The 22,958-nt window shown below is 62.7% G+C and carries 23 protein-coding genes and 1 tRNA gene; 5 read left to right on the top strand and 19 right to left on the bottom strand.

Going from position 1 to position 22,958, the window contains the following annotated elements; all coding sequences use genetic code 11:
* Nucleotides 1–15: 15 nt before the first annotated feature.
* The 5 genes from LY284_RS03230 to LY284_RS03210 are packed head-to-tail and all read left to right on the top strand — an operon-like array spanning nt 16 to nt 5,435.
* On the top strand, nt 16–1,557 hold the full coding sequence (locus LY284_RS03230) for a 3-hydroxyacyl-CoA dehydrogenase (protein WP_014191741.1): 1,542 nt from the start codon (nt 16–18) through the stop codon (nt 1,555–1,557).
* Nucleotides 1,554–2,342 (top strand): oxepin-CoA hydrolase, alternative type, encoded by a 789-nt coding sequence (locus tag LY284_RS03225; RefSeq protein WP_014191742.1) that lies wholly within the window; start codon nt 1,554–1,556, stop codon nt 2,340–2,342. Before LY284_RS03230 ends, LY284_RS03225 begins: the two co-directional genes overlap by 4 nt.
* A 7-nt stretch (nt 2,343–2,349) precedes the next feature.
* Nucleotides 2,350–3,075, top strand: a complete 726-nt coding sequence (locus LY284_RS03220) for a histidine phosphatase family protein (protein WP_014191743.1) — start codon at nt 2,350–2,352, stop codon at nt 3,073–3,075.
* Between the two features lie 21 nt (nt 3,076–3,096).
* Nucleotides 3,097–4,215 (top strand): phosphotransferase, encoded by a 1,119-nt coding sequence (locus LY284_RS03215; protein ID WP_233384512.1) that lies wholly within the window; start codon nt 3,097–3,099, stop codon nt 4,213–4,215.
* Entirely contained in the window at nt 4,212–5,435 is a 1,224-nt protein-coding gene (locus LY284_RS03210; protein ID WP_014191745.1) for an acyl-CoA dehydrogenase family protein, read from the top strand. The genes LY284_RS03215 and LY284_RS03210 overlap by 4 nt, the downstream gene beginning before the upstream one ends.
* Here the strand turns inward: LY284_RS03210 and LY284_RS03205 are convergent.
* The 19 genes from LY284_RS03205 to LY284_RS03115 form a co-directional block, all read right to left on the bottom strand.
* Nucleotides 5,424–5,885, bottom strand: coding sequence for a MaoC family dehydratase (locus tag LY284_RS03205; RefSeq protein ID WP_014191746.1), 462 nt, complete (start codon nt 5,883–5,885; stop codon nt 5,424–5,426). The genes LY284_RS03210 and LY284_RS03205 overlap by 12 nt on opposite strands.
* A 115-nt stretch (nt 5,886–6,000) precedes the next feature.
* On the bottom strand, nt 6,001–6,465 hold the full coding sequence (locus LY284_RS03200) for a DUF1178 family protein (protein ID WP_014191747.1): 465 nt from the start codon (nt 6,463–6,465) through the stop codon (nt 6,001–6,003).
* A 203-nt stretch (nt 6,466–6,668) separates the two neighbouring features.
* Nucleotides 6,669–7,253, bottom strand: coding sequence for an NUDIX domain-containing protein (locus tag LY284_RS03195; protein ID WP_014191748.1), 585 nt, complete (start codon nt 7,251–7,253; stop codon nt 6,669–6,671).
* Nucleotides 7,254–7,301: 48 nt separating this feature from the next.
* A complete protein-coding gene (locus tag LY284_RS03190; RefSeq protein ID WP_014191749.1) occupies nt 7,302–7,622 on the bottom strand; it encodes a DUF2818 family protein in 321 nt (106 codons plus the stop codon).
* Entirely contained in the window at nt 7,622–9,094 is a 1,473-nt protein-coding gene (nuoN, locus tag LY284_RS03185; protein WP_014191750.1) for an NADH-quinone oxidoreductase subunit NuoN, read from the bottom strand. The genes LY284_RS03190 and nuoN overlap by 1 nt, the downstream gene beginning before the upstream one ends.
* Nucleotides 9,095–9,119: 25 nt before the next feature.
* Complete coding sequence (locus LY284_RS03180; RefSeq protein ID WP_014191751.1) at nt 9,120–10,619, bottom strand: NADH-quinone oxidoreductase subunit M; 1,500 nt, start codon at nt 10,617–10,619, stop codon at nt 9,120–9,122.
* A gap of 13 nt (nt 10,620–10,632) precedes the next feature.
* On the bottom strand, nt 10,633–12,708 hold the full coding sequence (nuoL, locus tag LY284_RS03175; protein ID WP_014191752.1) for an NADH-quinone oxidoreductase subunit L: 2,076 nt from the start codon (nt 12,706–12,708) through the stop codon (nt 10,633–10,635).
* Between the two features lie 17 nt (nt 12,709–12,725).
* Nucleotides 12,726–13,031: an NADH-quinone oxidoreductase subunit NuoK gene (nuoK, locus tag LY284_RS03170; protein ID WP_007588140.1), complete on the bottom strand. Its 306-nt coding sequence runs from the start codon at nt 13,029–13,031 to the stop codon at nt 12,726–12,728.
* Between the two features lie 20 nt (nt 13,032–13,051).
* Nucleotides 13,052–13,741, bottom strand: a complete 690-nt coding sequence (locus LY284_RS03165) for an NADH-quinone oxidoreductase subunit J (protein WP_014191753.1) — start codon at nt 13,739–13,741, stop codon at nt 13,052–13,054.
* 168 nt (nt 13,742–13,909) lie between these two features.
* Entirely contained in the window at nt 13,910–14,398 is a 489-nt protein-coding gene (nuoI, locus tag LY284_RS03160; protein ID WP_008341734.1) for an NADH-quinone oxidoreductase subunit NuoI, read from the bottom strand.
* Between the two features lie 25 nt (nt 14,399–14,423).
* Complete coding sequence (gene nuoH / locus LY284_RS03155) at nt 14,424–15,488, bottom strand: NADH-quinone oxidoreductase subunit NuoH (protein WP_014191754.1); 1,065 nt, start codon at nt 15,486–15,488, stop codon at nt 14,424–14,426.
* A 2-nt stretch (nt 15,489–15,490) separates the two neighbouring features.
* Complete coding sequence (gene nuoG / locus LY284_RS03150) at nt 15,491–17,830, bottom strand: NADH-quinone oxidoreductase subunit NuoG (protein ID WP_014191755.1); 2,340 nt, start codon at nt 17,828–17,830, stop codon at nt 15,491–15,493.
* Nucleotides 17,831–17,896: 66 nt separating this feature from the next.
* On the bottom strand, nt 17,897–19,219 hold the full coding sequence (nuoF, locus tag LY284_RS03145; protein WP_014191756.1) for an NADH-quinone oxidoreductase subunit NuoF: 1,323 nt from the start codon (nt 19,217–19,219) through the stop codon (nt 17,897–17,899).
* Entirely contained in the window at nt 19,216–19,701 is a 486-nt protein-coding gene (gene nuoE, locus LY284_RS03140) for an NADH-quinone oxidoreductase subunit NuoE (RefSeq protein WP_014191757.1), read from the bottom strand. The genes nuoF and nuoE overlap by 4 nt, the downstream gene beginning before the upstream one ends.
* A 152-nt stretch (nt 19,702–19,853) precedes the next feature.
* A complete protein-coding gene (locus LY284_RS03135) occupies nt 19,854–21,107 on the bottom strand; it encodes an NADH-quinone oxidoreductase subunit D (RefSeq protein ID WP_014191758.1) in 1,254 nt (417 codons plus the stop codon).
* Between the two features lie 9 nt (nt 21,108–21,116).
* Entirely contained in the window at nt 21,117–21,719 is a 603-nt protein-coding gene (locus LY284_RS03130) for an NADH-quinone oxidoreductase subunit C (protein ID WP_014191759.1), read from the bottom strand.
* Between the two features lie 19 nt (nt 21,720–21,738).
* A complete protein-coding gene (locus tag LY284_RS03125; RefSeq protein ID WP_006052903.1) occupies nt 21,739–22,218 on the bottom strand; it encodes an NADH-quinone oxidoreductase subunit B family protein in 480 nt (159 codons plus the stop codon).
* A gap of 61 nt (nt 22,219–22,279) precedes the next feature.
* A complete protein-coding gene (locus LY284_RS03120; RefSeq protein WP_041730499.1) occupies nt 22,280–22,639 on the bottom strand; it encodes an NADH-quinone oxidoreductase subunit A in 360 nt (119 codons plus the stop codon).
* Nucleotides 22,640–22,854: 215 nt separating this feature from the next.
* A tRNA-Leu gene (locus LY284_RS03115) sits at nt 22,855–22,939 on the bottom strand.
* Between the last annotated feature and the right edge of the window lie 19 nt (nt 22,940–22,958).

Raw genomic sequence — 22,958 nt, 5'->3', positions numbered from 1 at the left:
GAGCAGAGCCGCATCATGAGTCAGCACGAATACAGGATCGAGACGCTCGGTATTGTCGGCAGCGGTGCGATGGGGCGCGGCATCGCGCAGATCGCCGCGCTCGCCGGGCTCGACGTGCGCCTCTACGATACGAACCCGAACGCGCTCGCCGCCGCGCGCGCGTATCTCGCCGAGACGTTTGCGAAACTCACCGCGAAGGGCAAGCTCAAGGAAGCGGACGCGCACGCGGCGCTCGCGCGCATTCGCGATGCGGGCGACAAGAGCGAACTGTCCGATTGCGACGCCATCGTCGAGGCGATCGTCGAGAATCTCGACATCAAGCGCGAACTGTTCCGCGAGCTCGAAGCGGTGGTCGGCGAGCATTGCGTGCTCGCGTCGAATACGTCGTCGCTGTCGATCACCGCGATCGCCGCGGGTTGCGCGCATCCCGAACGCGTCGCGGGCTTTCACTTCTTCAACCCCGTGCCGCTGATGCGCGTCGTCGAAGTCATCGACGGACTGCGCGGCGACCCGCGCGCGGGCGATGCCCTGATGGACCTCGCGCGCCGCATGGGCCACACGCCGGTGCGCGCGAAGGACATGCCGGGCTTCATCGTCAATCACGCCGGGCGCGGCATGAACACCGAAGGCCTGCGCGTGGCGAGCGAAGGCGTCGCGAGTTTTGCGGATATCGACCGCATCATGCGCGAACAAGCGGGCTTTCGCCTCGGGCCGTTCGAGCTGCTCGATCTCACCGCGCTCGACGTCTCGCATCCGGTGATGGAATCGATCTATCACCAGTTTTATGAAGAGCCGCGCTTCAAGCCGTCGCCGATCACGGGCACGCGGCTCGCGGGCGGGCTCATCGGGCGCAAGGCGGGCGAAGGGTTTTACCGCTATGTCGACGGCAAGCAGGAAGTGCCGCCCGAGCCCGCCGCGCCCACGCAACTGCCGACGCGCGTGTGGATCAGCCGCGCCTCGCACGCCGGTCGCGAGGACGTGCTGAAGCTGATCGCCCGCTGCGACTGCTCGGTGCATATCGACGGCGGTCACACGCCGGAGCCGGATTCGCTGATCATCGTGACGCCGCTCGGCCTCGATGCGACGACCGCCTCCGTCAACGAGCATCTCGACGCGACGCGCGTCGTCGCCGTCGATACGCTGTTCCCGCTCGATACGGTCGCGCGGCGCACCATCATGACGACGCCCGCGACCACGCCCGCGATGCGCGACGCCGCGCACGCCCTCTTCGCCTTCGACGGCGTGCCCGTCACCGTGATCCGCGATTCGGCCGGTTTCGTCGCGCAACGCGTCGTGGCGACGATCGTGAACATCGGCTGCGATATCGCGCAGCAGGGCATCGCGACGCCCGAGGATATCGATCTCGCCGTGATGCTCGGCCTCGGTTATCCGCACGGCCCGCTCGCGCTCGGCGACACGCTGGGCGCGCCGACGATTCTCACGATCCTGCGCAACATGACCGCCGTGCTCGGCGATCCGCGCTACCGGCCGACGCCTTGGCTCACGCGCCGCGCGCAGCTCGGACTTTCGCTTACCCATACCGAGGAGCTCAGATGAGCGCCGAACTACTGACAGACCGTCCCGCGGGCAGCGACACCACGCTCGTTCTCAAGCTCTCCAATCCCGGCGCGCGCAACGCGCTGCATCCGGACATGTACGCGGCGGGCATCGAAGCGCTCAACACCGCCGAGCGCGACAACAGCGTGCGCGCGATCGTGCTGACGGGCGCCGACAACTTCTTCTGCGCGGGTGGCAACCTGAATCGCCTGCTGGAAAACCGCGCGAAAGATCCGTCGGTGCAAGGCGACAGCATCGGTCTGCTCGGCGAGTGGATCAGCGCGCTGCGCGCTTCGACCAAACCGGTGATCGCCGCCGTCGAAGGCGCGGCGGCCGGTGCGGGCTTTTCGCTCGCGCTCGCCTGCGACCTGATCGTCGCCGCCGATGACGCGAAGTTCGTCATGTCGTATGCGCGCGTCGGCCTCACGCCGGATGGCGGCGCATCGTGGCTGCTGGCGCGCGCGGTGCCGCGCACGCTCGCGAGCGAAGTGCTGCTCGAAGCGAAGCCGATCGGCGCATCGCGGCTGCATGAAGTCGGCGTCGTGAACCGGCTGACGAAAAAAGGCATCGCGCTCGATGCGGCCATTGCGTGGGCCGACGATCTCGGCAGCGTGTCGCCCAAAGCGATGGCGCGCATCAAGTCGCTCATCAACGCCGCCGACGTGCAGCCGCTCGCCGCGCATCTCGACATGGAGCGCGACAGCTTCGTCGATGCGCTCCATCACGGCGACGCGCTCGAAGGCATCAGCGCGTTTCTGGAGAAACGCCAGCCGAACTATCGGTAACGCACACATGGCCCATTACGAACTGCCGAAGCGCCGGCGCATCTTCCTGATGCGGCATGGCGACGTCACTTATTTCGACGATAGCGGCCGCGCGATCGACCCTGAAAGCGTGCCGCTCAACGAGCAAGGCCGCGAGGAAGCGAGCGCGGCGGGACGCGAGTTCGCCGCGCAGAACGTGCGCTTCGATCGTGTGATCGCAAGCGGCCTGCCGCGCACGATCGAAACCGCGCAACGCGTGCTCGAAGCGACGGGACAGCGCATCGACATCGAAACGTGGCCCGAATGGCAGGAGATTCGCGGCGGCAAGCTCAAGGACCTCACGGTGTCGGACATCGAACGCGCGTTCCTCTCGGTGTTCGACGGCGTCGTGGCGGAAGAGACGCGGTTTCTCGGCGGCGAGACCATCGGCGAGTTGCTCGATCGCGCGCTGCCCGCGATCGCGCGCCTGCGTGAAGACCGTTCGTGGGACACGGTGCTGCTCGTGTTGCACGGCGGTGTCAACCGCGCGCTGCTCTCGCATGCGATCACCGCGGGCGGGCGGGCTTTCTTCGGGCATCTGTCGCAAGCGACGGGCTGCATCAACGCGCTCGATGTGGGCGACAAACCCGGCGACTGGGTCGTGCACGCGATCAATCATTCGCCGCCCTCGCCGCTTCACGCCGGCGTGCGCAACACGACGATGGAACTGCTCTACGCTCAATTCGTACGCTACAAGGCCGGCGGCATGTCCTGACCAAGCCGCCTGGAGGAGACGATGCAAAACAACGAGACACGCAGCAACGAGACACAGACGCCGTCCGATTTCTCCGCGTTCGAAGGCACGCGCCCCGTGCAGGACGCACAGCGCTTCGATACCGGCGCGCTGACCTCATGGCTCGCGGCGAATGTCGATGGCTTCGACGGCCCCTTGAGCATCGAGCAATTCGCCGGCGGCCAGTCGAATCCGACGTTCAAGCTGGTCACGCCCGGCCGCAGCTACGTGATGCGCGCGAAGCCCGGCCCCGCGGCGAAGCTGCTGCCCTCCGCGCACGCGATCGAGCGCGAGTATCGCGTGATGGACGCCCTCGCCCCGACCGATGTGCCCGTCGCGCGCATGCTCGCGCTGTGCGAGGACGAAAGCGTGATCGGCCGCGCCTTCTACGTGATGGAGTTCGTGCAGGGCCGCGTGCTGTGGGATCCCTCGCTGCCCGGCATGACGCCCGCCGAACGCGCGGCGATCTACGACGAAACGAATCGCGTGATCGCCGCGCTTCATACCGTCGATGTCGAAGCCGCCGGCCTGTCGACGTATGGCAAGCCGGGCAATTATTTCGAGCGTCAGATCGGGCGATGGAGCAAGCAGTACATCGCCTCGGAAACGGAAAAGATCGACGCGATGCATCGTCTGATCGAGTGGCTGCCGCGGCGCATTCCTGTGTCACACAAGGCGAAGGTCAGCGTCGTGCATGGCGATTTCCGGCTCGACAACCTGATCTTCCATCCGCACGAGCCGCGCGTGCTCGCCGTGCTCGACTGGGAGCTCTCGACGTTCGGCGATCCGCTCGCCGATTTCGCGTACCACTGCATGGCGTGGCATGTCGATCCGTCGCAGTTTCGCGGCATCGCGGGACTCGACTGGGCCGCGCTCGGCATTCCGGACGAGAGCGATTACGTGAAACGCTATTGCGAGCGCACCGGTTTCACGATCGAAGGCGACTGGAACTTCTATCTCGCCTACAACATGTTCCGCATCGCGGCGATTCTGCAAGGCATCATGAAGCGCGTCGTCGATGGCACCGCCGCGAGCGCGCAAGCCATCGATGCGGGCAGGCGCGCGCGTCCGATGGCCGAGCTCGCATGGCAGTACGCGCAAAAGGTGGAGAGCCAGGCATGAACTTCGACTACACGCCCAAAGTAGCGGCATTGCGCGAGAAGCTGCTCGCCTTCTTCGATGCGCACATCTATCCGAACGAGCGCGCCTATGCCGACGAGATCGCCGCGAACCGCGCGTCGGGCAATGCCTGGGTTCCGACGCGCCTCATCGAAAGCCTGAAAGAACGCGCGCGCGCCGATGGCTTGTGGAATCTCTTTCTTCCGTCATCGGAACGCGGCGCGGGTCTCACGAATCTGGAATATGCGCCGCTCTGCGAAATCATGGGCCGCGTGCCGTGGGCGCCGGAAGTGTTCAATTGCAGCGCGCCGGACACCGGCAACATGGAGACCATCGAACGCTACGGCACCGATACGCAGAAGGCGCAATGGCTCGAACCGCTGCTGCACGGCGAGATCCGCTCGGCGTTTCTGATGACGGAACCGGAAGTCGCTTCGTCGGATGCGACGAACATCCGGTGTAGCATCGCGCGCGACGGCGACAGCTATGTGATCGACGGCCACAAGTGGTGGTCATCGGGCGCGGGCGATCCGCGCTGCAAGGTCTATATCGTGATGGGCAAGACCGACACGCAAGCGCCGAAGCACGCGCAACAGTCGATGATCCTCGTGCCCGCCGATGCCCCCGGGATCACGGTGCATCGTCCCTTGAACGTCTTCGGTTACGACGACGCGCCGCACGGCCATATGGACATCACGCTCGACAACGTGCGCGTGCCCGCGGCGAACCTGCTGCTCGGCGAGGGCCGCGGCTTCGAGATTGCGCAGGGCCGCCTCGGGCCCGGACGCATCCACCATTGCATGCGCCTGATCGGTCTCGCGGAACGCGCGCTCGAACTGATGACGAAGCGCACGCTTGCGCGCGTCGCGTTCGGCAAGCCGATCGCGCAGCATGGCGTGACGCAGGAGCGCATCGCCGAAGCGCGCATCATGATCGAGCAGGCGCGGCTTCTGACGCTCAAGGCCGCGTACATCATGGACACCGCCGGCAACAAGGGCGCGCGCGGCGAGATCGCGATGATCAAGGTGGTTGCGCCGAACGTCGCGTGTCAGGTCATCGACTGGGCGATTCAGGCGCACGGCGCGGGCGGCGTCTGTGACGATTTTCCGCTCGCGTATGCGTATGCATCGGCGCGCACGCTGCGTCTCGCCGACGGTCCCGACGAAGTGCACCGCAATGCGATCGCGAAGCTCGAACTCGGGAAGTACGCGTCAGGCGCTTGAAGAATCCGGATTGCGCAGACCGAAGAGCGCGGCGGAATCCACCGTCAGCACGAGCTCGCCGCGCTGATTGTGCGCCTCCCAGCGCGTCTGCACGATGCCGCGGTCCGGCTTGCTCTTCGACACGCGCTTGTCGAGCACGCGCACGGTGAGCCGCACCGTGTCGCCGACGCGCACGGGTTTGATCCAGCGGATGTTGTCGAGGCCGGGCGAGCCCATCGAGGTCGAATCGCCGACCATGTCGCGCACGAGAATGCCCATCATCGCGGAACACGTGTTCCAGCCGCTCGCGACCAGCCCGCCGAAATGCGAGGCTTCGCCCGCCGCGTCCGACAGATGAAACGGCTGCGGATCGTAACGCGTCGCGAATTCGACGATCTCCTCGCGGGTGAACGTGTGCGCGCTCAGCGTCACCGCGCTGCCGATGTCGAAATCTTCATAAGCGTAGGTCATGCGGTTCTCCTTCCCGTGACGGCGAATGTTGGCGACGAAAAAATGGAGAACGGCGGTGCGCGGCGTCTCCAGTCCTGGCTCGCTCCGGAGCCTGTGGAGACGCCGCGCGCAAGCGTTACTGCAGCGGCTCTTTCAATGCGTCCGGAACAGGCAACGGCATCACGTCGATGCCTTCTTCGAGCAAGGCATGTGCATCTTCCGGCGTCGTGACGCCGCGAATGTTGCGCGCCGGCGCCTCGTTGTAGTGAATGCGCCGCGCCTCTTCGGCAAACCGGTCGCCCACGTTTTCGGTCTTCTCGATCAGTTCGCGCATGAACTTCAACGCGCGCGCCTGCAAGGCGGCCGCTTCAGGCGCGGCCGCCGCCTGCGCTGCATTCGGCGCGTGTTGCGCCGGCGACGCATCGCCTCGCGCCGACGACAAATTCAGGCGCGGCGCGGACGGCATGCGGCTCACATCGGTCGCCGCGCACACCGGACATGCGACCAGCTTGCGCGACAACTGCGACTCAAACTCTTCGGTCGAGGCGAACCAGCCTTCGAACCGATGTTCATGCGAGCACTTTAAATCGAGGACCTTCATGCTGATGGGCTTCGCTGAAGTTTATCTCAAATTCGAGATTTTTGAACGGTCGTTCGCAACGTCGGACGAATGGAACGGCGCGGTCAATAGGTTAAACATCCATTCTAGCCGCTCGCCCCTGACGACGCTTTTGGTGGCGCAAATACGACGAAAGCGGCCATCGAGGCCGCTTTCGCTGAGTGCATGTTCTTGCGACGAGCGTTTCAGTCGAGCTTCCACGCGCCCGAGCGGATCTTCTCCAGCCAGAACACGCCGATGATCGTCTTCACGTCGCTGATGCTGCCGTCCTTCACCCAGTCCATCAATTGTGTTTCGTCGGCAATGAAGGTTTCGAGAAACTCGCCTTCGTCGAGTCTCGCATCGCCGGCGGTGAGGCCGCGCGCAAGATAGATATCGATGAATTCCGTCGAATACGAAATCACGGGGTGAATGCGCGTCAGGAAGGTCCATTCACGCGCCGTATAGCCCGTTTCCTCCTGAAGCTCGCGCTTCGCGCACGTGAGTTCGTCTTCGTTCGGATCGAGCTTGCCTGCCGGAAACTCCAGCAGCACGCGGCCCACCGGATAGCGGAACTGGCGCTCGAGCAGCACGCGGCCGTCGTCGAAGACCGGCAGGATCATCACCGCGCCGGGATGCTCGACAAACTCGCGCGTCGCGTGCTTGCCATCGGGCAACTCGACGGTATCGCACTTGAGCGTGAGGAATTTCCCTTCGTGCAGCGTGACGCTCTCGACCTTCTTTTCGATGAGGCCGTCGTCCGTGCCGGGAATCGAGGAATGATCTGCCATCTTGAGCCCTGTGCTTTGAAGCAAACAAGCCGCCAAGGGCGCGAGCCCTTAGCGGCGTTTGACGAGATACTGGAACGTGAAGCCCGGAAAGGCGAGCACCACGAAGAGACTGAAGGTAATGGCGTAGAACTGCCATTCCTGATCGAACCGGTTGCCGGCGCGCGCTTCGAGCATGAAGCCGAGCGCGCCGACCACGAAGTACAGGACGATCAGTTCGCCGATGCGAATCCAGGCGCTCTTCTTCGCCGCCTTGTGTCCCGTCGGCGCCGGAAGCGGCAACGGGACAACGGCGAAGAGGCGCTGATTCAGGAACGGCACGTTGGCGAAAACGAGCGCCAACAGCACGATGAACCAGCCTGCCGCCGACATTACAGCGGCAGCGTGTGCGAGATCGCCGTGAGGCAGGCCGTCATCAGCGGACCCGGCACCAGGCCGAGCACGAGCACGGCAAGACCATTGAACGCGAGAAGCGAACGGTTCAGGCTGCCGGCGACGATCGGCGATGCGTCGGTCGGCGCATCGAAGTACATCAGCTTCACGACGCGCAGGTAGTAGAACGCGCCCACGAGCGAGGTCATCACGGCGAGCACGGCAAGCCACGTGAGGCCCGCGTTCATCGTCGCTTCGAGCACGGCGAGCTTCGCGTAGAAGCCGACCGTCGGCGGAATGCCGGCGAGCGAGAACATCATGACCATCATGACGAATGCGAACACCGGGCTGCGCTGGTTCAGGCCTTTGAAGTCTTCGAGCATTTCGGCTTCGAAGTCCTTGCGTGCGAGCAGCATGACCACGCCGAAGCTGCCGAGCGTCGTGACGAGATAGATGATGCTGTAGAACATCGCGGAGCTATACGCGCCCGCCGCGCCATCGACCTTGTCGTTCACGACGCCGGCCAGAAGCCCGAGCAGCACGAAGCCCATGTTGGAGATGGCCGAGTAAGCCAACATCCGCTTGATGTTCTTCTGCACGATACCCGTGATGTTGCCGACGATCAGCGACAGCGCCGCGAGGATCACGAGCATCTCCTGCCAGTCCACCGCGAGCGGCAGCAGGCCCATCACGAGGAAGCGCAGACCCCACGCGAACGCCGCGACCTTCGGGCCGCCGCCGGTGAGCAGCGTCATCGCGGTCGGTGCGCCTTGATAGACGTCGGGCACCCACATATGGAACGGCACCGCGCCCATCTTGAACGCCACGCCCGCGACCACGAAGATCACGCCGAACAGCAGGACCGCGTCGTTGATGCGGCCGGACGCCACCGCCTTCAGCACTTCGTTCAGTTCGAGCGAGCCGGTCGCGCCGTAGAGCATCGAGATGCCGTAGAGCAGGAAACCGGAAGCGAGCGCGCCAAGCACGTAATACTTCATCGCCGATTCGTTCGACTGCGGCGCGTCCTTGCGCAGCGCGATGACCGCGTAGAGCGACAGCGACATCAGTTCGAGGCCGAGATACAGCGTGAGGAAGTTGTTGCCCGAAATCATCACGCACTGGCCGAGCAGCGAGAACAGGCCGAGCAGGAAGAAGTCGCCGCGGAACAGGTCGCGGTCTTCGAGATACTTCTTCGAGTAGATGATCGACACCGCGTAGCCGAGGCAGACCACCGCCTTCATCGCGCTCGCGAACGGATCGACGATATACATGCGCGTGAAGAAGTAAGCCGGCGTCGGATTGAGCGCGGTGAAGGCGAACCACACGCCGACGACGATCGTCGAGACGAGCGCGATCAGATACGTCGTGCCACGGCTCTTCGGGCCGAATACCGTGTCATTGAGCCAGGCGATGACGACCGCGGCCATCAGGATCGCGTCGGGCCACAACATACTCATGGGAGCGTTTTGCATGATCTTTTAGTTCCTCCTCACGACGTTACTGAGCCAGCGGCAGCTTGGACTGCGCGACGTGGGAGAGCAGGTTTGCCACCGATTCGTGCATCACGTCGGTGAAAGGCTTCGGATGCAGGCCCATGTACAGCGTGAACACCGCAAGGATGGCGAGCATCAGGAATTCGCGCTTGTTGATGTCCGCGAGCTTCGCGACGTGGTCGTTCGCGACCGCGCCGAAATAAACGCGCTTGTACATCCACAGCGTGTACGCCGCGCCGAGAATCAGCGTGAACGTGGCGAGGAACGCGATCCAGAAGTTGTACTTCACCGCCGCGAGAATCACCATGAATTCGCCGACGAAGCCCGAGGTGCCCGGCAAGCCGCAGTTGGCCATCGCGAACAGCATCACGAACGCGGCGAACTTCGGCATCGTGTTGACGACGCCACCGTAATCCGCGATCTGACGCGAGTGCACGCGGTCATACAGCACGCCGATGGAAAGGAACATCGCGCCCGACACGAAGCCGTGCGAGATCATCTGGATGATCGCGCCTTCCATGCCGAGCTGGCTCGACGGGCCGAACATGAAGAAGCCGAGCGTGACGAAGCCCATGTGCGCGATCGACGAATACGCGACGAGCTTCTTCATGTCGGTCTGCACCATCGCGACCAGGCCGATGTAGATCACCGCGATCAGCGACAGCGTGATGACCACGGGCGCGAGGAAATGGCTCGCGTCCGGCGCGATCGGCAGCGAGAAGCGCAGGAAACCGTACGCGCCGAGCTTCAGCATGATCGCCGCCAGCACGACCGAGCCACCCGTCGGCGCTTCGACGTGCGCGTCCGGCAGCCACGTGTGCACCGGGAACATCGGCACCTTCACGGCAAACGCCAGGAAGAACGCGATGAAGAGCAGCACCTGCGGCGTCATGTCGAGCTTCGCGGCCTGCCACGTCGCGAGATCGAACGTGTGCGTCTGCGTGTAGAGATACAGCAGTGCGACCAGCATCAGCAGCGAACCGGCCAGCGTGTACAGGAAGAACTTGAACGCTGCGTACACGCGATTCGGGCCGCCCCACACGCCGATGATGATGTACATCGGAATGAGCGTGGCTTCGAAGAACACGTAGAACAGCAGGCCGTCCGCCGTCGAGAACACGCCGATCATGATGCCCGAGAGGATCAGGAACGCGGCCATGTACTGCGACACGCGCTCGGTGATCACTTCCCAGCCGGCGATCACGACGACCACCGTGATGAGCGCGGTCAGCACGACGAACCACATCGAAATGCCGTCGACGCCGAGGTGATACGTGATATTGAAGCGCTCGATCCACGGCGACAATTCGACGAATTGCAGCGCGGCCGTCGACGTATCGAAGCCGGTGATGAGCGGAATCGTGACGATCAGCCCGAGCACCGAGCCGATCAGCGCAATCCAGCGCGCCGGCGCCGGATTGCGGTCGTTGCCTACAGCGAGAACCAGCAAACCGAAAACGATCGGCAGCCAGATCGCGACACTGAGAATCGGAAAAGAGTGCATAGGTCCCCTCGCCTTATTTGCCGCCGAGCGTCACAAACAGGGTCAAGAGCCCCAGCATGCCGATAATCATGGCGAACGCGTAGTGATAGATGTAACCGGATTGAAGGAAGCGGATCACACCGGCGAACCAGCCCATGAACCGCGCACTGCCGTTGACGATGCCGTCGATGACGACCACATCGCCTTCTTTCCACAGACCGCGGCCGATCGCGACCGCGCCCTTCGCGAACACGACTTCGTTGATCTTGTCGCAGTAGTACTTGTTGTCGAGCAACACGTAGATCGGGCGGAACGTGCGGGCCACGACGGCCGGCAGGTCCGGGCGCTTCATGTAGAAGAACCACGCGACGATCACGCCGAGTGCCGCCAGCCACACCGGGCCCGGCGTGATGATGCCGTGCAGCGCCATCGCAACCCAGCCGTGGAACTCTTCGGCCATTTCCTTCAGGCCTTCGTGGTTCTCGGCGATGTAGATCACCTTGTCGAACACCACGCCGTGAGAGAAGAAGTCGCCGTAGATCATCGGGCCGATCATGATCGCGCCGATGATGATCGACGGAATCGCGAGCAGCACGAGCGGCAGCGTCACCACCCAGGGCGTTTCGTGCGGCACATGAGCGTGACCGTGGCCATGATCGTCGTGACCGTGACCGTCGTCATGACCATGACCGTGACCATGCGCTTCGGCCTGGCCCATCGGCGAGTCGGGATGCTTCGGACCGCGAAAGCGCTCTTCGCCGTGGAACACCATGAAATACATGCGGAACGAGTACAGCGACGTGACGAACACGCTCGCGACCACCGCGAAATAGGCGAAGCCCGAGCCCGCCAGATGCGAGTACTTCACGGCCTCGATGATCGAATCCTTCGAGTAGAAGCCCGAGAAGAACGGCGTGCCGATCAGCGCGAGCGAACCGATCAGCGAGGTGATCCACGTGATCGGCATGTACTTGCGCAGGCCGCCCATGTTGCGCATGTCCTGATCGTGGTGCATGCCGATGATGACCGAGCCCGCACCGAGGAACAGCAGCGCCTTGAAGAACGCGTGCGTGCCGAGGTGGAACACGGCAACCGGATACGCCGACACGCCGAGCGCGACCGTCATGTAGCCGAGCTGCGAGAGCGTCGAGTACGCGACCACGCGCTTGATGTCGTTCTGCACGACGCCGAGAAAGCCCATGAACAACGCCGTAATCGCGCCGATGACCGTCACGAACGACAGCGCCGCATCCGAATGCTCGAAGAGCGGCGACATGCGCGTCACCATGAAGATGCCGGCCGTCACCATCGTTGCCGCGTGAATCAGCGCGGAGATCGGCGTCGGGCCTTCCATCGAGTCGGGCAGCCACACGTGCAGCGGGAATTGCGCCGACTTGCCCATCGCGCCGATGAAGAGGCAAATGCACGCGACCGTCAGGAGGCCCCAGTCCGTGCCGGGGAAGGTCATCGCCGCGAGCTTGTCGCCTTGCGCGAAGACGTCGCCGTAGTTCAGCGATCCCGAGAACGCGAGCAGCAAGCCGATGCCGAGCAGAAAGCCGAAGTCGCCCACGCGGTTCACGATGAACGCCTTCATGTTGGCGTAGATCGCGCTTTCACGCGTGAAGTAGAAACCGATCAGCAGATACGACACGAGACCCACCGCTTCCCAGCCGAAGAACAGCTGCAGGAAGTTGTTGCTCATGACGAGCATCAGCATCGAGAACGTGAAGAGCGAGATGTACGAGAAGAAGCGCTCGTAGCCGACTTCCTCGTCCGCCATGTAGCCGATCGTGTAGATGTGCACCATCAGCGAGACGAAGGTCACGATGACCATCATCATCGCGGTGAGCGAGTCGACCAGGAAGCCGACTTCCATCTTCAGCGGGCCGACGTTCATCCATTCGTAGATGGTCGCGTTGAAGCTCGCGCCGTGCATCACGTCGTTGAAGACGATCGCCGAGAGGATGAACGAGATGAAGACGCCGAGGATCGTCACGCGATGCGCGCCCTTGCGCCCTACCCACTTCGCGAACAGCCCCGCGATCAGACAGCCGGCCAGCGGCGCCAGCGGAACCGCGAGCAGGAGGTTTTCATTGAGTGTCGTGGACATAACAGCCTTGCCTGAAATTAACCTTTGAGCTGATCGAGGTCCTCGACGTTGATCGTGTCGAGGCTACGGAACAGGGTCACGAGAATCGCGAGACCGATCGCGGCTTCAGCCGCGGCCACGGTCAGCACGAAGAACACGAAGATCTGGCCGTGCACATCGCCCAGATAGTGTGAGAACGCGACGAAATTGGTGTTCACCGCGAGCAGCATCAGTTCGATCGCCATCAGGATGATGATGACGTTGCGGCGGTTCAGGAAGATGCCGACGATGCTGATCGCAAAAAGGATCGCACCGAGCACGAGGTAATGGGCAAGACTCAACATATTCGATTTCTCCTTCGCGCTCAGCCCTTGTTGTCGACCGCGCCCGCGCCGATGTTGCCGGTCACGGCCGGTTCCGTGGTGGCATCGGGCGCATCTTTTTCCGCCTGCATCTTCACGAGACGCACGCGGTCTTCGCGGCGCACCTTGACCTGCTGGCTGACGGTTTGCGTCTTCTTGTCCTTCTTGTCGCGGATCGTGAGCGAGATCGCCGCGATGATCGCGACGAGCAGCACGAGGCCCGCGATTTCGAACGCGAAGATGTAGTCCGTGTAGATGACCTTGCCGATGAGCTGCGTGTTCGGCATCAGCGCCGCGCCGGAGACGCCCGCGCCGGCGGATGCGTCGCGCAGCGGCGTAGTCGTCGCGCCGTAGCCGTGCCACAGGATCAGTGCCGTTTCGATCACGATGATGGCGCCGACGATGCTCGCGATCGGCACGAAACGCTTGAAATCGCGCCGCAGGACATCAATGTTGATATCGAGCATCATCACGACGAAGAGGAACAGCACCATCACCGCGCCGACATAGACGAGAACCAGCAGGATCGCGAGGAATTCGGCTTGCAGCAGCATCCAGATCGCGGCCGCGTTGAAAAACGCGAGCACGAGAAAGAGCGCGGACGACACCGGGTTGCGCGAGGTGATCACCTTCAGCGCGGACACGGTCAGCAGCAGCGCGAAGATATAGAACAGTACGGTTGTGAATTCCATGATTACCGGTTCATCGTTAGGCCATCATCAGGCATGGTGTGTCGGCGTTTTCGGGCAGGAGCCGCCCTCGGCGCGCGCCGCAGTGTGCCAAACAGCAACAACAAAATCGCTTCGGCCCGACGCCGGAACCCAGAGGCTAAAGCCCAAGGCTCCGGCATCTGCCTTCAATCAACGATAAGGCGCGTCCGCTGCCTTCGATGCGGCGATTTCCGTTTCGTAACGGTCGCCCACCGCGAGCAGCATGTCCTTCGTGAAATACAGGTCGCCGCGCTTCTCGCCGTGATATTCGAGGATGTGCGTCTCGACGATCGAATCGACCGGGCAGCTTTCTTCGCAGAAACCGCAGAAGATGCACTTGGTCAGGTCGATGTCATAGCGGGTCGTGCGGCGCGTATTGTCCGCGCGCGTTTCCGATTCGATCGTGATCGCCATGGCCGGGCATACCGCTTCGCACAGCTTGCAGGCGATGCAGCGCTCTTCGCCGTTTTCATAACGGCGCAGCGCATGCAGGCCGCGGAAACGCGGCGAGATAGGCGTCTTCTCTTCCGGGAACTGCACGGTGATCTTGCGCTGGAACGTGTAACGGCCCGTCAGCGCGAGACCCTTCAGCAGCTCGGTCAGGAAGAAGGTCTTAAAGAAGTTTTGGATTGCGTTCATGATGGTTTCGTGTGCGCGCTTCTCGTTACTTCCAGATGTTGAGCGGCGACATGATCCAGAAACCGACCACGACCACCCAGATCACCGATACCGGCAGGAACACCTTCCAGCCCAGACGCATGATCTGGTCGTAGCGGTAACGCGGGAATGTCGCGCGCGCCCAGATGAAGACCGACAGCAGCAGGAAAACCTTGAAAACGAACCAGAATACGCCCGGAATGAACGACAGGAAGCCGAACGGCGCATCCCAGCCGCCGAGGAACAGCGTCGTGGCGATCGCGGAGATCACGATCATGTTGATGTACTCGGCGAGGAAGAACAGCGCGAACGCCATGCCGGAGTAATCGATCATGTGGCCCGCGACGATTTCCGATTCGCCTTCAACCACGTCGAACGGGTGACGGTTCGTTTCGGCGATGCCCGAGATGAAGTACACGACGAACATCGGCAAGAGCGGCAGCCAGTTCCACGACAGGAAGTTGACGCCCCAGCCCGCGAACATCCCGCGCTGCTGCGAGTGCACGATTTCCGACATGTTCAGCGTGCCCGCGACCATCAGCACCACGACGAGCGCGAAGCCCATCGAGATTTCGTAGGACACCATCTGAGCCGCCGCGCGCATCGCGCCGAGGAACGCGTACTTCGAGTTCGACGCCCAGCCGGCCAGAATCACGCCGTACACGCCGATCGACGAAATCGCCATGGCGTACAGCAGACCCGCGTTGATGTTGCCGAGCACCGCTTCCGCCTGGAACGGAATGACCGCCCACACGGCGAAAGCCGGAACCACGGTCATGATCGGCGCGATCATGTAGATCCAGCGGCTTGCCTGCGTCGGCTGGATGACTTCCTTCAGCAGCAGCTTCAAGACGTCCGCGATCGGCTGCAGCAGACCCGCCGGGCCGACGCGGTTCGGGCCGAGACGCACGTGCATCCAGCCGATGAGCTTGCGTTCCCACAGAATCAGGTACGCCACGCACAGCAGAATGACAACCGCCACCACCAGGATGCGGACCAGCGCCCACACCGTCGGCCATGCGACGCCCAGAAGCTGCGTGCCACCTGCGTTGATCGTATCGAACAAGCCCATTTTTACGCCTTCTCCACTACCAGTTCACCGAACAGGCCGCCGAGCGCGGCGCCAGCCGTCGTGCCCGCCGACACGCGGACCACCGATTCCGCGAGATTCGCATCGCGGACCGCGGGCAACGTCACCGACAGGTTGCCCTGCTTGATACGCACTGCTTCGCCATCTTTCAGGCCGAGCTTGTCGTAGAGCGCGGTCGGCAGGCCGGCCACGTTCGCATCGCGGGCGGCCGCCGTCAGATGCAGCGACGGCGCGCGGCGCACGAGTGCGTCGGCGTGATAGATCGGCACATCGGCGAGACGCTGCAGGCCGCTGCCGTTCAGCACGACGTTCGACGCGGCGCGCTTTGCCTGCACCGACGTCTTGTTCGACAGACGCGCGGACAGATCGCCCGTGCCGAGTGCGGCGATGCGCACTTCTTCAGCCGTGTCGTAGTCGAAACCGGACAGGCCGAGGATCGTGCCCAATACGCGCAGCACCTTCCAGCCCGGACGCGTATCGCCCAGCGCGCGCACGACGCCGTTGAACGACTGTGCCGTGCCTTCCGCGTTGACGAACGTGCCCGACGTTTCCGTGAACGGCGCGATGGGCAGCAGCACGTCCGCGTAGTCCATACCGTGCTTGAACGGCGACATCACGACGACCATTTCCGCCGCCTTCAGCGCGGCGATGGCTTGCGCCGGGTTCGCGGTGTCGTATTCCGGCTCGGCGTTCAGCAGCACGTAACCCTTGCGCGGCTGCTCGAATGCTTCGCGTGCGTTGAGACCGCCCTCGCCCGGCAGCGCATCGACGAGATGCGCGCCGACCGAATTCGCGCCTTCCGTGAGGAAGCCGAGCGTCGCGCCGGTATTGTCGGCGATCCACTGGGCGGCTGCCTGAATCTGTGCAAAGTCCGGATGCTGAACGGCGAGATTGCCGAGCAGCACGACGCGCTTTTCGCCCGCCGACAGCGATGCCGCCACGTCCTTCGCCGCCGCCGATACTTCGCGGCCCGCGAACGCGTCCGGCAGCGCGACGCCGCGCGCTTCGGATACGGCCGCCGCGATACCCGCGAGCTGATCGAGCCATGCCGACGGCGCCGCGACCAGGCGATGCGCGGTCGGGATCAGCGAATCGTCGTTGCTGGCGTTGAGGAACGTGATCTTGGCGCCGCTCTTTGCGGCCTGACGCAGACGCGCGGCGAACAGCGGATGATCGCGGCGCAGGAACGAGCCGATCACGAATGCGGTGTCGACGAGCGACAGATCTGCGATCTTCGAGCCGAGCCACGGCGCACCGACGCCCACCGGCGCGGAGAAATCGTTCTGGCGCAGACGGAAATCGACGTTCGGCGTACCGACGCCTTCCGCCAGTTGCTTCAGCAGATGCAGTTCTTCGACCGTGCTGTGCGGCGTGGCCAATGCGGCGATCGCGTTCGCGCCGTGGTCGGCCTTGATGCCCTTGAGACCCTTCGCCACGTATTCGAGCGCGGTCTGCCAGTCGGTTTCGATCCAGTTGCCGCCCTGCTTCAGCATCGGCGTGGTCAGACGCTCGTCGCCGTTGAGGCCTTCGTACGAGAAGCGGTCTTTGTCCGAGATCCAGCATTCGTTGATGGCTTCGTTTTCCATCGGCAGAACGCGCATCACGCGGTTGTTCTTCACCTGCACCACGAGGTTCGCGCCGACGGAATCGTGCGGGCTCACCGACTTGCGGCGCGACAGTTCCCACGTACGCGCGCTGTAGCGGAACGGCTTGCTCGTCAACGCGCCGACCGGGCACAGGTCGATCATGTTGCCCGACAGTTCCGAATCCACGGTCTTGCCGACGAACGAGGTGATTTCCGAATGTTCGCCGCGGCCCAGCATGCCGAGTTCCATCACGCCGGCCACTTCCTGGCCGAAGCGCACGCAGCGCGTGCAGTGGATGCAGCGCGACATCTCTTCCATGGAGATGAGCGGACCGACGTTCTTGTGGAACACCACGCGCTTTTCTTCGCTATAGCGCGACTGCGACTTGCCGTATCCGACGGCCAAGTCCTGCAACTGGCATTCGCCGCCCTGATCGCAGATCGGGCAATCGAGCGGATGGTTGATCAGCAGGAATTCCATCACCGACTGCTGGGCCTTCACGGCCTTGTCGGAGGTGGTGCGCACGATCATGCCGGCCGACACGGGCGTCGCGCAGGCGGGGACGGCCTTCGGCATCTTCTCGACTTCGACGAGGCACATCCGGCAGTTCGCCGCGATCGATAGCTTCTTGTGATAGCAGAAGTGAGGAATGTACGTATCGACCTTGTGCGCAGCCTGGATCACCATGCTGCCTTCAGGCACCTCGACCGTCTTGCCGTCAATTTCTAGTTCAACCATGATGGATAGAGATCCTCAACCCTTGTCTCTCGACTACTTTCCGCGCATCTGACTGTGCGCGCCTGATTACGCGGTAAGCGCTTCGGTGCGCGCGTGATGCGCATGCCCGCCGACGAGACAATGCTTGTGCTCGACGTGATACTCGAATTCGTCCCAGAAGTGCTTGAGCATGCCGCGCACGGGCATGGCCGCCGCATCGCCGAGCGCGCAGATCGTGCGGCCCATGATGTTTTCCGCGACCGAATTCAGCAGATCCAGATCTTCCTTGCGGCCGAGACCGTGCTCGATGCGATGCACCACGCGATACAGCCAGCCGGTGCCTTCGCGGCACGGCGTGCACTGGCCGCACGACTCTTCGTAATAGAAGTACGAGAGGCGCAAGAGCGAGCGCACCATGCAGCGCGTCTCGTTCATCACGATGACCGCGCCCGAGCCGAGCATCGAGCCTGCCTTCGCGATCGAATCGTAGTCCATGTCGGTGGCGAGCATCATGTCGCCCGGCACGACCGGCGCGGACGAACCGCCCGGAATCACCGCCTTGATCGACTGGCCGCGCACGCCGCCCGCCAATTCCATCAACGTCGAGAACGGCGTGCCGAGCGGAATTTCGTAGTTGCCCGGACGATTCACGTCGCCCGACACCGAGAAGATCTTCGTGCCGCCGTTGTTCGGCTTGCCGATCTCGAGATAATTCTGCGGCCCGATTTCCAGCAGGAACGGCACCGCGGCGAACGTCTCGGTATTGTTGATGGTGGTCGGCTTGCCGTACACGCCGAAGCTCGCCGGGAACGGCGGCTTGAAGCGCGGCTGGCCCTTCTTGCCTTCCAGCGATTCGAGCAGCGCGGTTTCCTCGCCGCAGATGTACGCGCCGTAACCGTGGTGCGCATACAGTTCGAACGAAAAGCCCGAGCCGAGGATGTTCGCGCCGAGATAACCGGCCTGGCGCGCTTCTTCGAGCGCCGCCTCGAACACGCGATAGACCTCGAAGATCTCGCCGTGGATGTAGTTATAGCCGACGGTGATGCCCATCGCGTACGCGCCGATAGCCATGCCTTCGATCAGCGAATGCGGGTTCCAGCGCAGGATGTCGCGATCCTTGAACGTGCCCGGCTCGCCTTCGTCCGAATTGCAGACGAGATATTTCTGGCCCGGGAACTGACGCGGCATGAAGCTCCACTTCAGGCCGGTCGGGAAGCCCGCGCCTCCGCGGCCGCGCAGACCCGACGCCTTGACGTCGGCAATGACCTGCTCGGGCGGAATCTTTTCTTCGAGAATGCGGCGCAGCTGCTTGTAGCCGCCGCGCGCGACGTAATCTTCGAGATGCCAGTTCTCGCCGTTAAGGCCAGCGAGGATCAGCGGCTTGATGTGACGATCGTGGAGTGACGTCATTTCGAAAGGTCCTCGATCAACTGGTCGATCTTCTCGCGGCTCATGAAGCTGCACATGCGATGGTTGTTCACGAGCATCACGGGTGCGTCGCCGCACGCGCCGAAGCATTCGCCTTCTTTCAGCGTGAATTTGCCGTCCGGCGTGGTTTCGCCGAAATCGATGCCGAGCTTCTGCTTGAGATACTCCGCGGCGCTGTCCGAACCGCCGTCCGGACCGAGCTGGCAAGGCAGGTTCGTGCAGAGCGTGATCTTGTGCTTACCGACCGGCTTCAGTTCGTACATCGTGTAGAACGTGGCGACTTCCTGGACCGCGACGGGCGGCATGCTCAGGTAATCGGCCACGAACTGCATGATGTCGGGCGAGAGCCAACCATGCTCTTCCTGAGCAACGGCGAGCGCCGCCATCACCGCCGATTGCTTTTGCTCGGCGGGATACTTCGCGACCGCGCGATCGATTTCTTTCAGGCCTTCAGCTGAGATCATTTTCAGACACGACTCTTTCAATTCCTACCGAACGAAAACCCGCCGCGTCCTTCGTGTTGCGGCAGACCTGGCGTTCCTGCGGGTTCCTGTAATTGCATTCGCGCTTGGCGCGCATGGGGCCTTCGCAGCGCGCCATGCGGCCGGCGGTGAGATCAGCGATCGATCTCGCCGAACACGATGTCTTGCGTACCGATGATCGTCACAGCGTCGGCGATCATGTGGCCTCGCGCCATTTCGTCGAGCGCTGCGAGGTGCGCATAGCCCGGCGCCCGAATCTTCAGGCGATACGGCTTGTTCGCGCCATCCGACACCAGGTAGATGCCGAACTCGCCCTTCGGATGCTCGACCGCCGCGTACGTTTCGCCTTCCGGCACATGGAAGCCTTCGGTGAAGAGCTTGAAATGGTGAATCAGCTCTTCCATGTTGCTCTTCATGCCGACGCGCGACGGCGGCGCAACCTTGTGATTATCGACCATCACAGGGCCAGGATTCTTGCGCAGCCACGCAATGCACTGTTCGGCGATGCGCGTCGACTGGCGCATTTCTTCCACGCGCACCAGATAACGGTCGTAGCAATCGCCATTCACGCCGACGGGGATATCGAAATCGAGCTGGTCGTACACTTCGTACGGCTGCTTCTTGCGCAAATCCCACTCGATGCCCGAGCCGCGCAGCATCGCGCCGGAAAGGCCCATCTGCAACGCGCGCTCCGGGCTCACGACGCCGATGCCCACGAGACGCTGCTTCCAGATGCGGTTGTCGGTGAGCAGCGTTTCGTACTCGTCGACACAGCGCGGAAAGCGCTTGAAGAAGTCTTCGATGAAGTCGAGCAGCGAACCCTGACGGGTCTCGTTCATCCTGTCGAGCGCCTTGGCGTTGCGGATCTTCGACGCCTTGTACTGCGGCATGGCGTCCGGCAGATCGCGGTACACGCCGCCCGGACGGTAGTACGCCGCGTGCATGCGCGCGCCCGACACCGCCTCGTAGACGTCCATCAGATCTTCGCGCTCGCGGAACGCGTAGAGGAACACCGCCATCGCGCCGACGTCGAGCGCGTGCGAGCCGATCCACATCAGGTGGTTCAGCACGCGCGTGATTTCATCGAACAGCACGCGGATGTACTTCGCGCGAATGGGGACGTCGATGCCGAGGAGCTTCTCGATGGCGAGCACATAGCCGTGCTCGTTGACCATCATCGACACGTAGTCGAGACGGTCCATGTACGGCACGGACTGAATGAAGGTCTTGGTTTCGGCGAGCTTCTCGGTCGCGCGATGCAGCAGACCGATGTGCGGATCGGCGCGCTGGATCACTTCGCCGTCGAGTTCGAGCACGAGGCGCAGCACGCCGTGCGCTGCCGGGTGCTGCGGGCCGAAGTTCAGCGTGTAGTTTTTGATCTCTGCCATGACGCTCTCTTAATGTTTCAGACCGCCATAGCGATCTTCGCGAATCACGCGCGGCGTGATTTCGCGCGGCTCGATCGTCACAGGCTGATACACGACGCGCTTCTCTTCCGGGTCGTAACGCATCTCGACGTAGCCCGAAACCGGGAAGTCCTTGCGGAACGGATGGCCGATGAAGCCGTAGTCCGTGAGAATGCGGCGCAGGTCCGGATGACCTTCGAACACGATGCCGTAGAGATCGAATGCCTCACGCTCGTACCAGTTCGCCGACGACCAGACATCGACCACCGAAGGCACGATAGGCACTTCGTCGTCCGGAGCGAATACGCGCACGCGCACACGCCAGTTATGCGTGATGGAAAGAAGATGGCTGACCGCCGCGAAACGCGGACCGTCGTAGACGCCGTCGCCGTAGGTCGAATAATCGACGCCGGACAGGTCCATGAGCTGTTCGAAGCGCAGCGAGGTGTCGTCGCGAAGCTGCTTGCAGACGTCCAGATAATTGGCCGCCTTGACGACGATTGTCACTTGCCCAAGCGACTCCGTAACGCTCTGGAGACGGTCGCCAAACGCCGTCTCGAGGTTCGCTTTGAGGGTCTCGAGTTTGCTTGCCATAATTGGGGAGGCTCAGCCCTTACTGACGGGCGATGGTGTTGGTGCGGCGAATCTTCGCCTGCAGCTGGATCACGCCGTAGACCAGGGCTTCGGCGGTCGGAGGGCAACCGGGGACGTAGACATCGACCGGCACGATCCGGTCGCAACCACGCACGACGGAATACGAGTAGTGGTAATAGCCGCCGCCGTTCGCGCACGAACCCATGGAGATAACCCAGCGCGGCTCGGCCATCTGGTCGTACACCTTACGAAGCGCGGGCGCCATCTTGTTGCACAGCGTGCCAGCGACGATCATCACGTCGGACTGGCGCGGGCTCGGACGGAACACCACGCCGAAACGGTCCAGGTCATAACGGGCGGCGCCCGCATGCATCATCTCGACCGCACAACACGCGAGACCGAACGTCATCGGCCACAAGGAGCCGGTGCGCGTCCAGTTGATCAGCTTGTCAGCCGTGGTGGTGACAAAGCCTTCCTTCAAGACCCCTTCGATACTCATTTGTTTTCCACTCCAGATGAGCAGCCAGCCAAAGCCGCCCATGAATCCGGTGATCTAACTGTCATTCCCAGTCGAGTCCGCCTTTTCTCCAGATGTAGGCGAAACCGAGCAAAAATTCGAGCAGAAAAATCATCATTGCGATGAAGCCAGGCCAGCCGATATCGCGCAGGGAAACACCCCACGGAAACAGGAACGCCGTCTCAAGATCGAAAATGATGAAAAGAATCGCGACGAGATAGTAACGCACATCGAACTTCATACGCGCGTCTTCGAACGCTTCGAAGCCGCACTCGTACGGCGCGTTCTTTTCGGTGTCGGGCTTGTTGGGACCGAGAATCTTGCCGATACTGACCAACGCTATACCTAAACCAAGGCCCACCACAAGAAACAAGAAGACGGGGTAATAGGGTGCGAGGTTCAAGGCTATCCTCAGATCGGTAGATATGGTCTGTTATTGATTGGAGCGCTTCAGCCGGGACGGACCACCCGGCGGGAGAATCACTTGGGACCGCTCACGATATCAGCACACTGTGACATCTGCTTTGACGATGCCGGTGCCGCTATGAAAACGTAAGCGTACTCCAGAAGTGACAATGCCAGCCGAAGCGATGCAAGCGGCTGGCATTGGATAACTGTTGGTGCCGACGGCGAGACTCGAACTCGCACAGCTTTCGCCACTACCCCCTCAAGATAGCGTGTCTACCAATTTCACCACGTCGGCACTGTACTGCAATCCGGGA

The organism is Caballeronia sp. PC1 (genome assembly GCF_021353155.1).
GTDB lineage: Bacteria > Pseudomonadota > Gammaproteobacteria > Burkholderiales > Burkholderiaceae > Caballeronia > Caballeronia cordobensis.
This window is presented reverse-complemented; position numbering and strand designations above follow the sequence as displayed.